At 72.9% G+C, this 11,217-nt stretch carries 8 protein-coding genes, 1 tRNA gene and 1 pseudogene; 4 read left to right on the top strand and 6 right to left on the bottom strand.

Translation table 11 applies throughout. The features are described from left to right. Window positions 1-189 (top strand): annotated as a pseudogene (locus EXE48_RS17845) (hypothetical protein); the annotation flags it as partial. A 176-nt stretch (window positions 190-365) separates the two neighbouring features. Here the strand turns inward: EXE48_RS17845 and EXE48_RS17840 are convergent. Further along, window positions 366-863 carry a CBS domain-containing protein gene (locus EXE48_RS17840; protein ID WP_137712137.1) on the bottom strand — a complete coding sequence of 166 codons (498 nt, stop codon included), beginning with the start codon at window positions 861-863 and terminating at the stop codon, window positions 366-368. Between the two features lie 113 nt (window positions 864-976). On the opposite strand from EXE48_RS17840, the gene EXE48_RS17835 reads away from it, so the two are divergent. Next, window positions 977-1,471 (top strand): metal-dependent hydrolase, encoded by a 495-nt coding sequence (locus tag EXE48_RS17835; RefSeq protein ID WP_137712136.1) that lies wholly within the window; start codon window positions 977-979, stop codon window positions 1,469-1,471. A gap of 315 nt (window positions 1,472-1,786) precedes the next feature. Here EXE48_RS17835 and EXE48_RS18530 read toward each other — a convergent pair. Continuing rightward, a tRNA-Met gene (locus EXE48_RS18530) sits at window positions 1,787-1,940 on the bottom strand. A 248-nt stretch (window positions 1,941-2,188) separates the two neighbouring features. On the opposite strand from EXE48_RS18530, the gene EXE48_RS17825 reads away from it, so the two are divergent. Then, window positions 2,189-3,487, top strand: coding sequence for a DUF7115 domain-containing protein (locus EXE48_RS17825; protein ID WP_053770794.1), 1,299 nt, complete (start codon window positions 2,189-2,191; stop codon window positions 3,485-3,487). A gap of 106 nt (window positions 3,488-3,593) precedes the next feature. Continuing rightward, complete coding sequence (locus EXE48_RS17820) at window positions 3,594-4,829, top strand: mechanosensitive ion channel family protein (RefSeq protein WP_199236412.1); 1,236 nt, start codon at window positions 3,594-3,596, stop codon at window positions 4,827-4,829. A 33-nt stretch (window positions 4,830-4,862) separates the two neighbouring features. Here EXE48_RS17820 and EXE48_RS17815 read toward each other — a convergent pair whose 3' ends face one another. From EXE48_RS17815 to mutS, 4 genes are all read right to left on the bottom strand, one after another. Further along, complete coding sequence (locus EXE48_RS17815) at window positions 4,863-5,384, bottom strand: hypothetical protein (protein ID WP_053770793.1); 522 nt, start codon at window positions 5,382-5,384, stop codon at window positions 4,863-4,865. 76 nt (window positions 5,385-5,460) lie between these two features. Continuing rightward, window positions 5,461-6,786, bottom strand: coding sequence for a right-handed parallel beta-helix repeat-containing protein (locus EXE48_RS17810; RefSeq protein ID WP_137712135.1), 1,326 nt, complete (start codon window positions 6,784-6,786; stop codon window positions 5,461-5,463). Window positions 6,787-6,999: 213 nt separating this feature from the next. After that, the gene (gene mutL, locus EXE48_RS17805) at window positions 7,000-8,781 is read right to left on the bottom strand and encodes a DNA mismatch repair endonuclease MutL (RefSeq protein ID WP_137712134.1); all 1,782 of its coding nucleotides are present in this window, start codon (window positions 8,779-8,781) and stop codon (window positions 7,000-7,002) included. Next, window positions 8,771-11,217 (bottom strand): DNA mismatch repair protein MutS (gene mutS / locus EXE48_RS17800; RefSeq protein ID WP_137712133.1); only part of this gene is annotated, 2,447 nt, incomplete at its 5' end. The genes mutS and mutL, both read right to left, overlap by 11 nt.

Raw genomic sequence — 11,217 nt, 5'->3', positions numbered from 1 at the left:
GTGTTCGACGACACGGAGGCGGCCTGCGAGTACATCGACGAGTACGACGGCGACCTCGCGGTCAAGCCCGCCGGGCTCACCGGCGGGAAGGGCGTGAAGGTGATCGGCGACCAGGTGACGAGCGAGGGCGGCGCAGGCGTTCACGAGAGCTCCGCTCTCGTGAGCCAATCAGAACGCAAAGCGTTCTGATGACGAGGTAAGGACCGCAAGGAGGGAGCGATAGCGACCGACTGAGGACCGCAGCGAGCGTGCGCCGCCCTCGCGACTGGGGCTTTGGAGGTGTTCGCCGTCGGTCTGCTATCGATCGGTAAGGGACCACTCGCGGGAGTGTTTCCGAAATCGACCGTTAGAACTCGTGATACGACCTATTCCAGTCGCTTGTCGCGGAACGCACGGATCACGTCCTGCCGCGCGATGATCCCGACGATCCGGCCGTCGTCGACGACGGGCACGCGATTAATATCCGGATCGTCGCCGACGAGCAGGTCGAGCACGTCGTCGACGCTCGCATCCGGCGTCACCGTCGCCACGTCGGCGCTCATCACCTCGGAGATGGGGCGGTCAGCGTTGCGGATCAGGTCCACGCCGAGGTCGAGGTCGGCCCACGGGCGCTTCACCTGATACGAGAGCGTGTCCACGAACGGCGGGAGCCCGATGGGGATCCACAGCGTCTCGTCGTCGGGCTCGAAGAGGTCGACGAGGTCTGACTCGGTGACGATCCCGACCACCCGCTCGTCGTCGTCGACGACCGGGAAGCCGCTGAACGCGTAGCGGGCGAACCGCTTGAACACCGCGGCGACGTCGTCGTCCGGCGAGACGGTCTTCACGTCCGGCTCCATCAGGTCGCGGGCAGTCAGGGACATACCGGACGGTCACCGCGGGAGGCCGTAGGCGTTTCGCCCCTGGGACCGGGGCGCGGGCGCCGGGCGCGGCGGCCGACGCAACGGACTTAGGGGACGGACCCGCACTTCGGGGCGTGTACCGGACGGGTCACGTCGGGGCCTCGCTCGTCGTCTACGCCCCGCTCGGGTTCCTCGTCACCGCCCTCGCCTCGATAGAGGTCGGCGCCGCCGGCGCCGTCGGCGTCGCCTCGCTGGCGATGGTCCCCGACCTCGACACGCGAGTTCCCTTCGTCAAACACCGGGGGATCACCCACACCGTCTGGTTCGCGCTGCTCGTCGGGATCGCCTTCGGGGCCGCCGGGCTGGCGGTCGGTCTCCGGAGCGGACTCGTCGAGGCGATGCTGTTCGGCGGCGCAGGCTTCCTCTTCGGCGTCGTGACGATCGGTTCGCACCTCCTCGCGGACGCGCTCACGCCGATGGGGGTCCGACCGTTCGCGCCCCTGCAGGACACGAAATACACGCTCGACCTGGTCACCGCGGCGAACCCGCTCGCGAACTACGCGCTGCTGGGACTCGGCGTTGCCGTCGCCGCGGCCGCGCTCGTCGCGGGCGAGGCGGTACCGGCGTAACGGAATCTCCGTCTGTCGGCGGCCCCTCGCCGTCCGTCGCTTTCGCGTCGATCGCTGTCGCACGAACACTCGAATGCGATCCACATCTGTCGAGCTTCGACCGGTCGCCTAAACACCTGTACAAATCGCACACATGCCGTGGAACGTTCCCGCGAACCCGGCCCCCCGGAGCGCGGTGCGGCGCTCGCGCCGAGGCCGGGACGGTCGACGCGGGAGAGTCCGAGCAGCGGCGGGCCTGATGGCGTCTCGGCCGGTCGTCGTCGGACGGCGCCCGCGCTACGGGGGCAGCGGGAGTAGTGTCGACAAGACGAGAAGTGGCCGGGGTGGGCTCCGAACCCACGATCTCCGCATGTCCCAGGTCCGAGGCTCGGCGGAGCCACGGGAAGGACGCGGACGCTTCCAAGGCGTCACCGCACCGAATCTCCGAACCCTATGAGTGCGGCGCTATGTCCAGCTAAGCCACCCGGCCTCACCATTTCGTACCGCGATGAGACTCTTTAACCTTCCCATCCGTCGGAGGGTTGTGAACCGATCGCAGATCGCCGCGGGCGGCCGCTTCCACGCCGTTCGCGCGGGGGCCGACGGCGATTTCGCGCGCGGGTCGGGCGGTGATCGGCGGTCAGAGCGCGCTCGCGGACGCGGCCGCGACGGACAGAGCCGCCGCCCGCTCGCGGCCGACCCAGCGGATTTATGCCGGGCGCGGCGTATCCCGGGCGTATGAGCCTCCCCGAACTGCTCGCGGCGACCGTCGGCGACGAGGACGTCGTCGCCGAGGTGCCGCTGGGCGGCGACGATCGACTCGCGGTCACGCCCACCCGGACCCTCGTCTTCCGCGGCGACGGGCTCCTGTCCGACGAGTCCGTCGACGAGTACGGCCACGACGTCGAGCGGATCGACGTCTCGACGGGCCGCCGCAAGGCGAAGATCACCCTCGGGTACGGCCTCGACGGCGACGAGACGCTCTCGGTCCCCGCCAAGCGCGTCGACGACGTCCTCCACCCGGTCCTCGCCGGCGTCCTCTCGGCGAGCGGCGTCACCGGCCCCGGCGAGACGGTCGTCCGCACCTTCCGCTTCTCGGAACTCACCCTCATCGTCACCAGCGAGCGGCTTGTCAAACACGTCGGCTCGGCCGTTTGGGACGCCGACTTCGAGGAGTTCCACTACGAGGACATCACCGGCCTCGACTTCGAGGAGGGGACCGTGGCCACCGCGGTCGTCCTCGTCCACGGCGGCCGCTCGGAGCGGTTCAAGGCCCCCAACGAGTCCGCCCGGGCGGTCCGGGAGACGCTCGCCGACGCGGTGTGTTCGTTCCACGGCGTCGACAGCCTCGAAGAGTTCCGCGTCGCCGCCGCCGAGGCCGAGGAGCCGGCCGCGGACGCCGAGCCGAGCGGCACGACCGACTTCGGCGAGGGGCCCGACCCGCTCTCGGCGTCGCCCGCCGCCGACGCCGAGGCCGACGCGGAGGGCCCCGAGGCGGGAGACGCGGCCGGCGCCGGCCGGTCGACCGAGACGGACTCCGCCTCCGGAGACGACGGCGCCGACTCGGCCGAGACCGCGGCCTCGACGGCGGCGGGGTCGGCGTCGGGCGACGATCCGCTGGACGCGGACCCCCTCGCCGCGGACGCGAGCGTCGACGACGCCGCGAGCGACCCGCTGGACGCGGACGCGACGGAGCCGGCGTCGGCCGCCGAGGGGATCGACTCGGAGGGCGCCGGCGAGGCCGCGTCGGCGGTCGGCGCCGAGGGGCGCTCGGCGGACGCGGCCGGCACCGAGTCGGCGGCCGGGGACCCCGTCGGCGACGCCGACGCCGTCGCGACCGAGGCCGACGCGGAGGGCCCGATCCGCGGGGGAGACGCCTTCGACGGGTCGCCGTTCGAGAGCGCCGGGGTCGAGGACGCCGACCTCGCGAGCGAGGTCGCGGCGCTGCGCCGCACCGTTGAGGCGCAGTCCGAGCGCCTCGACCGGCAGTCGGCGCTCATCGAACAGCTGATAGAGGAGCTCCGCCGAGGGCGGTGAGGGACCGCCCCGCTCCCGCGGCCCGGGTCCCCGGAGCGGACGCGCCGATTCTCCCGACTGAGACTCGCGTCGGAGCCGTTATCCGACCGGCGGCGAACGGGCGACCGTGATCGGCGGACTCGGCGTTCGGGTCGGAGCGGTGCTGAGCGACATCTCGACCACTGAGGGACGGCTGGCGGTCACCGCCGCCATCGCCCTCGGGACGCTCGCGGTCGGGTGGCTGTTGCTGCCGAAGGCCGTCCGCGCCGGCGAGCGGACCGCCGCGAGCTGGATCGAGCGGCTCCTCGACGAGCGGACGACGGAATCGACCGAGGGCGCGATCGAGACGTTCCGCGAGGGGGTCCCGACCTCGTTCATCCTGCGGCTGTCGGTCGGGCTCTTACAGCTCGCGCTGTTCGCGCTCGCGGGCGTCGCCGTGTTGACGCTGTGGGGGCGTTTCGAACTCGTGGTCGCGGTGTTGCCCGTCGCTGAGAACGCCGCCAGGGTCGGCGCGCAGGTCGTCGTCACGGCGGTGCTGCTCGGCGGCGCCTACGTCGTCAGCGACGTGGTGGAGACGTACGTCGGGGAGCTGTCGGCGGACAGCGACCGGATCACGGCCCACCAGGAACAGCTGCTCACCCGGCTCGCGCAGGTCGGACTGCTGGTGCTCGCCGGGATCACGGTCCTCGGCATCTGGGGCGTGAACCTCGGCGGCCTCCTCGTCGGCGCCGGGTTCCTCGGGATCGTGCTCGGGATGGCGGCCCGGCAGACGCTGGGGTCGCTCATCGCCGGCTTCGTGCTGATGTTCGCCCGCCCGTTCGAGATCGGCGACTGGGTCGAGATCGGCAGCGAGGAGGGGTTCGTCACCGACATCACGATCATAAACACCCACATGCGGAACTTCGACGGGGAGTACGTCGTGGTGCCCAACGACCTCGTCGCCAACCAGGCGATCACGAACCGGAGCCGCGAGGGGCGCCTCCGGATCCACATGGAGGTCGGGATCGGGTACGACGACGACCCCGACGAGGCGGCCGAGATCGCCGAGGACGTGCTCGACGGGATCGACACGATCGCGAACAACCCGCAGCCGTACGCGATCCCGTCCGGGTTCGGCGACTCGGCGATCCTCCTCGACCTCCGGTTCTGGATCGACCCGCCGACCCCGCAGGCCCGGTGGCGCTCGAAGGCGATCGCGGTCGAGCGGATCCAGGAGCGCTTCGCCGACGCCGGCATCTCGATCCCCTACCCGCAGCGGACCGTCTCGTACCCGCCCGAGACGGCGGAGGCGGAGGAGACGGTCGAGCGCGTCGAGCGGATCGACGAGGACGGCGACGGCCGTTCGCGGGACGGGTCGGTGTGAGAACGGTCGGCGTGCGTCGGCCCGCGGCCGCGCTTACAGGTCTTCCGACGGCCCCGTGTAGCCGCTCGGCAGCTCCGAGCCGCGGCCGGTGAAGAGGCGCTCGAACCGCTCGATGCGCTCTAGGACGTAGCTCAGCGCCGCCGTGAGCGAGTCGGCGCCGATCGACAGGAGGTGGCGCGCGCCCTTCGTGCGGTCGGCGTGGTAGAAGCTGACCTCGCCTTCCGGCTCGGTGTTCCGCTCCGGCATCACCACGAGGTCCTGTCTGCTCGGATCGTGCCTGAAGACGAGTACGTCCGTGAGCGAGTCCGCGCCGTAGGTGACCACGTCGTGGCGGACGCTCCACTTCTGTGGCGTCTCCTCCGCGAGCGCGTCCGTGTCGACGACGTTCCGCATCGTCGTCGCCGTCGAGACGCGCTCCAGGCCGGATCCGCGCCGCTCCCGAAGCCACGCGAGGATCCGCTCCACGACGTCGCGGAGGCCGCCGGGGCCCGAGAACCGGCCCGCCGACCGCTCCGCCGGCAGCGACCCCCGCGTCACGTCGGTCCGCTCTCCCATGCGAGTACCCCCGGTCCCATCGTGTTAATAGGTATCGATCGGGGGCCTCACCCGTCTCGCCGGGAGTAGGGGCGGTTCACGCGTCGCGCGTGACGTTCAGTTCCGTCTGTACGTTCTCCGCGAACGGCGAGTCCCTGATGTCGATCTGCGCGTCGTTAGCCCGGAGCGCGTTCGTCGCGACGACGCCGTCGGCGCCGGAGCGGATCAGGATCCCCGTGTCGCAGCCGTTGATCGCGTTCCCGGTGACTGTGAAACTGTACGGGCGCTTCGTCTGTCGGTACTCCGGCTCGTCGGCCTCGTCGACCGGGACCGTTCGGGAGATGAAGCCGACGCCGCAGTTCTCGACGTGGTTGTTCGCGACCGTGACGTCGAGGGAAGTCTCGTCGTCCGTGCCTGCCACGGCGTCGCTGAGGTGCGTTTCCTTGTACTCGATCTCCAGTCCGGCCTCGCCGCCCGGGTCGGCGGCGATCGGTTCGAGCTCCAGGTCGCGGCAGACGTTCCCGACGATCGTTCCCTGCTGTGACGGCGAGCAGGCGATGAGGCTGTGTCCGCCCCGGTAGCAGAGGTTCCCAACGACGCCGAAGTTAGAGACGTTGTACGGGGCGATGTTGTTGAACGTGACGTCGGCGACGCGGTTCCCCTGAACCAGCACGTCCGTCGAACGCTGAAGATCGAGGTCGTCACGGGCCCCGCGGCTGGTGATCCCGTACCAGTTGGGATCTATCACCTCGTTGCCGCGGACGACGACGTTCTCGCAGCCGGCGAACGACAGCGCCATCTGGAACCCGTTCACGGTCCGGTTGTCCGCGATCAGGAGTCCGTCGCAGTCCTCGGCCTGTACCGCGTGGTTGTCGAGGCGGGTGTCGTCCGCGTCGAACTCGATGCCGGTCACCGCCGCGTCGTCGCCGCGGACCCGGATCAGGTCGTGCCCCACGTCGAGTTCGCGCTCGGTGAATCCGACGCGCGATCCCGTCGCGGACGCGACGAAGCGGGTGCCGCCGCTCCCGGTCAGCAGCGTTCCGTCCCCCAGCACCGCCGGGCCGCCAAACCGGAACTCGTCGGCGTCGGCGACGACGGTGCCGCCGTCGGCCGGCACCTGATCGAAGGCGTACTGGAACGCCTGCTCGGCGTTCCCGTCGGCCACGACGGTGAACTCGACGCCGCCCTTCCCGCCGCTCGCAACCCGGTACTTGCCGTTCGACCGATACACGTGGTAGGTGGCGCCTGACGGGTTCGGGCCGCCGTTCCTCGGGCCGTCGCCGCCCGAGTCGCCGCGGTGCGACGCCACTCGTTCGAAGACCGATCCCAGTCCGGTCGCCGCGCCGACGCCGCCGACGAACGAGCGTCGGCTAGTCGCGCCGAGCGGCGCCGCCGCCGTCGATCGCGCGTGTTCGAAGTCCATCGTTTTGGTCTGGGTGTATCGTTGGCGCTCGGCACGGAACCCGCGCGGTTCCGGACCGCCCGCTCCGTGGGAAGTCCCCACAGGATTCGAATCAGATGGCAATTAAATGAACGCTGCTATGAGCGGACAATACCGCTCAATAACGGGCCGGATCCGTTCGTAACAAAAGTACTGAGTACGTTCGTGGTCGCCGATCGCGGCGTCGTTCCCGGCTTACTGGTCCCGCCCGAACCCGGCCGCGAACGTCGCCGCGTCGACGGAGAGGACGGTCGGTCGGCCGTGCGGGCAGGCGTACGGCCGGTCGCACTCGCCGAGGCGGTCGAGCAGATTCCGGAGGTCGCCGTCGCCGAGGGCGGCGAAGTCGCCCCGCTTCAGCGACGGGTGACACGCGAGGTCGGCGAGGAGGTCGTCGCGCGCGTCCCGCGCCGTCCCGGAGTCGGCCGCCGAGAGCGCCGCGAGCGCGTCTCGGAAGGCGTCCGCGTCCGCTGTCCGGCCGAACGGCGCGGGGACGCTCCGAAGCCGTCGCGTGCCGCCCCCGAACGGCTCGGTCTCGAAGCCGAGCGCGGCGAGGTCGTCTGCGTGCGCCCGCGCGGCCGCCGCCTCGTCGGTCGACAGCGAGACGGTCGCGGGCGGGTCGAGCGTCGCGGTCGGCACCGGATCGCCGTCGAAGGCGCGGGCGAGGCGCTCGTAGTTCACGCGCTCGTGGGCGGCGTGGCCGTCGATCACGAGGAGTTCGTCGCCGGACTCGACGAGGACGTAGAGGTCGCGGAAGACGCCGATCGGCTCGGCGTCGGCGAAGGCGCCGGCCCGCGAGCCGTCCCCCTCGCCGACCGGTTCGAGGGCGCTGTCGAGGTCGGTGGCGACGTCCGCGGCGCGGCGGAGGTCGGCGCCGGTGAGCGCGTCCGCGACGACCGACGCCACCGCGTCCGCGACCGCGTCGGCGTCGCGCAGCCCCACTTCCCGCTTCGCCGGGTGGACGTTCGGGTCGACGCGCTCGGGCGGGAGCGACACGTCGACCGCGGCGACCGGCTCGCGGCCGTCCGGGAGGAGGCGGCCGTAGCCCTCGCGGACCGCGGCCGCGATCCGGTCGTTCCGGACCGGGCGGCCGTTCACCGAGACGCGGACGTGGTCTCGCGTCGCCCGGGTGACGGAGGGGTACGCCAGCGCGCCCGAGACCCCGACCGAAGTCCCCTCCGCGTCGGCGCTCGCGTCGACGGTCGTCGACCGGCTCGCGGCCTCGCGGTCGTACACGCCGAGGAGCGCGTCGGTGCGGTCGGTACCGGGCGTCGACAGCGTCGCCGCCCCGTCGTGGTCGAGCGAGAAGGCGACCGGGGGGTTCGCCAGCGCGTAGTCGGCGACGAGCGAGGAGATCCGCGCGAACTCCGCGCTCGCGCCCCCGAGCGACTCCCGCCGGGCGGGCCGCGTCGCGAAGAGGTCCTCGACGACGACCGTCGTCCCGCGAGCGCGGCCCGCGGGTTCGACCTCGACGCTCGGCGTCGCGTCCGGCCCCTCCGCGCCGCCCGGGGCCGGGACGGTCCCGTCGACGGCGACCCGCGTGCCGACCCCGTCGCCGGGGCTCGTCACGAGTTCGAGCCGGGCGGCCTCGGCGATGGCCGCGAGCGCCTCGCCGCGGAAGCCGAGCGAGTCGACCCCGACCGGGTCGCCGTCGGGCGCCAGCTTGCTCGTCGCGTGGCGCTCGACGGCGCGGGCCGCGTCCGCGCGGGCCATCCCGCGGCCGTCGTCCGCGACGCGGATCCGGTCGGTGCCGTCGCCGTCGACCGCGATTTCGATCCGAGAGGCGCCGGCGTCGAGCGCGTTGTCGACGAGCTCGCCGACGACCCTCGCCGGTCGGGTGACGACCTCGCCGGCCGCGATCCGGTCGACGGTCGCCCGGTCGAGCCGGCGGACGCGACCCTCCTCGTCGCCCGGGTCGCCGGCGCCCGAGGCGCCGTCGCCGCCCGCGGCGCCCCGAGCGGCGTCGCGCTCACCCGTCATCGTCGGCGCGCGACTGGAGGTCGTGGAGGGCGTTCAGCGCCTCGATCGGCGTCATCCGCGCGAGGTCGAGGTCGCGGAGCGCCGCGGCGAGGTCGGGGGACGAGCCGGGCGCAGCCTCGCCGTCGGCCTCGTTCGACGACTGTGCGCGGTCGCCCTCGGTGGGGGTCTCGGCGGCGGAGTCGCCCGCCGCTGGACCGCCGCCGTCGCGCTGCTCCGACGCCTCCTCCGCGAGGAACTCCCGCAGCGACGCGTCGCCGTCGCGGTCCCCGTCGTCGGGCCCGCCCTCGTCGGCCGCCGCCGCTTCGTCGGTCGGACCCTCGGGCTCGGGTCCGCTCGGGTCACGGCCCCGCTCCGCCTCCTCCGCGGCGACCAGGTCGCGGGCGCGGTCGACGACCGGCCCCGGGACCCCCGCCAGCTCCGCGACCTCGACGCCGTACGACGACGAGGAGGCGCCGGGGACGACCCGGTGGAGGAACGTCACGTCGCCGTCCTCGCGGGTGGCGGTGAAGTGGAGGTTGAAGACGCGCTCGCGCTCCTCGGCCAGGTCCGTGAGGCCGTGGTAGTGAGTGGCGAAGAGGGCGGTCGCGCCGAGCTCGTCGTGGAGGAACTCCGCGGCCGCGCGGGCGATGGCCCGCCCGTCGGTGGTGGCGGTGCCGCGGCCGACTTCGTCCAAGAGGACGAGCGAGTCGGCGTCGGCGTCGTGGAGGATCTCCGTCAGCTCGCTCATCTCGCGCATGAACGTCGACTGGCCGCCCGCGATGTCGTCGGAGGCGCCGACGCGGGTGAACAGCCGGTCGAACACCGGGAGCGACGCCGCCTGCGCGGGGACGAACGACCCCGTCTGCGCGAGCACGACCGCGAGCGCGACCGACCGCATGTACGTCGACTTCCCGCTCATGTTCGGCCCCGTGATCACGGCGACCGAGCCGCGCGGGAGGTCGGCGTCGTTGGGGACGAAGGAGTCCTCGGTCCGCTCGACGACGGGGTGTCTGCCGCCCTCGATCGCGACGCCGCCGTCCGGGTTCGCGCGCAGCTCGGGCCGGACGTAGTCGCCCTCGACCGCGACCGTCGCGAGCGAGGTCAGGGCGTCGAGCTCGGCGAGCGCGTCCGCGAGCCCCTGGATCCGCTCGGTCTCCGCCGCGACGCGCTCGCGGACGTCGACGAACAGCTCGTACTCCAAGGCGTCCGCCCGCTCCGCGGCGCCGACGATCTCCTCTTCCCGCTCCTTCAGCTCCGGGGTGACGTAGCGCTCGCTGTTCTTCAGCGTCTGCCGGCGCCGGTAGTCGTCGGGGACGCGGTCGAGGTTCGCGTCGGTCACCTCGATGTAGTAGCCGTGGACCTGGTTGTGGCCGACCGACAGCGAGTCGATCCCGGTGCGCTCGCGCTCGCTCGCCTCCAGGTCGGCGACCCACTCGCGGCCCTCGCGCTCGGTGGCGCGCAGGTCGTCGAGGTCGCCGTCGAACCCCTCGCGGATCACGCCGCCCTCGGTGATCTCCTGGGGCGGGTCGGCCGCGATCGCCGCGTCGATCAGGTCGCGGACCTCGGTCAGCTCGTCGAGCCGGTCGCGGAGGTCGCCGAGGTGGTCGGTGCGGGGGAGTGTCGAGCCGTCCCCGTCGGCGCCGCCCGACGCGCGCGCCTCGCCGCTCGTCTCGCGCTCCCCCTCCGCCCCCGCGAGCGTCGCCTTCAGCTCGGGCACGACCGCGAGCGTCCGATGGAGCGAGCGCAGGTCGCGGGCGTCGGCCCGGCCCCGCGAGACGCGGCTCGCCAGTCGTTCGAGGTCGTAGGCGGTCGCGAGCGCGTCGGCGACCCCCTCGCGGGCGAGGCTCCGGTCCGCGAGCTCGCCGACCGCGTCGTGGCGGCTCCGGATCGCGTCGGCGTCGACGAGCGGGCGCCGGAGCCAGCGCTCCAAGCACCGCCGGCCGAGCGCGCAGTTCGTCTCGTCGAGCGCGTCGAACAGCGTGTCGCTCGCGCCCAGCCCGCGGTTCTCGAACAGCTCCAGACTTCGCTGAGCCGCCGCGTCGAGCCGGAGCCGGTCGCGGGGGTCGTACCGCCGGACCCGGGTGACGTACCCGAGCGGCCCGTCGTCGCCCTGCGTGTACTCGGCGTACGCCAGCACCGCGCCGGCCGCCCGAAGCTCCGCGTCCGCGTCGAAGCGACGGTCGGGCGCGGGGAGGTACGGCTCCAGGCGCTCGGTCGCCCGCCGGCGGTCGAACGCGCGGTCGTCGTACTCGTGGGTCGTCCAGCCGCGCTCCGCGTCCGCGGGGTCGAAGTCGGGGGCGTCCGGGCCGGCGATGAGCTCTGCCGGCGCGATCCGGTCGAGCTCGCCCGCGACCGCGTCGCGGTCGCCCGAAGTGACGAGGCATTCGCCGGTCGAGACGTCGACGGCAGCGAGGCCGACGGTCTCGGAGGAGGGGTCGGCCCCACCGCCGGCCCCGC

Source organism: Halorubrum sp. ASP1 (assembly GCF_005435135.1).
In the GTDB taxonomy this organism is placed as follows: Archaea; Halobacteriota; Halobacteria; order Halobacteriales; family Haloferacaceae; genus Halorubrum; species Halorubrum tropicale.
This window is presented reverse-complemented; position numbering and strand designations above follow the sequence as displayed.

Bases quoted from the DNA above. Each gene is read 5' to 3' on its own strand.
- EXE48_RS17840 (WP_137712137.1), bottom strand. From the start codon at position 863: ATGTCCCTGACTGCCCGCGACCTGATGGAGCCGGACGTGAAGACCGTC.
- EXE48_RS17825 (WP_053770794.1), top strand. From the start codon at position 2,189: ATGAGCCTCCCCGAACTGCTCGCGGCGACCGTCGGCGACGAGGACGTC.
- EXE48_RS17815 (WP_053770793.1), bottom strand. From the start codon at position 5,384: ATGGGAGAGCGGACCGACGTGACGCGGGGGTCGCTGCCGGCGGAGCGG.
- EXE48_RS17810 (WP_137712135.1), bottom strand. From the start codon at position 6,786: ATGGACTTCGAACACGCGCGATCGACGGCGGCGGCGCCGCTCGGCGCG.
- mutL (WP_137712134.1), bottom strand. From the start codon at position 8,781: ATGACGGGTGAGCGCGACGCCGCTCGGGGCGCCGCGGGCGGCGACGGC.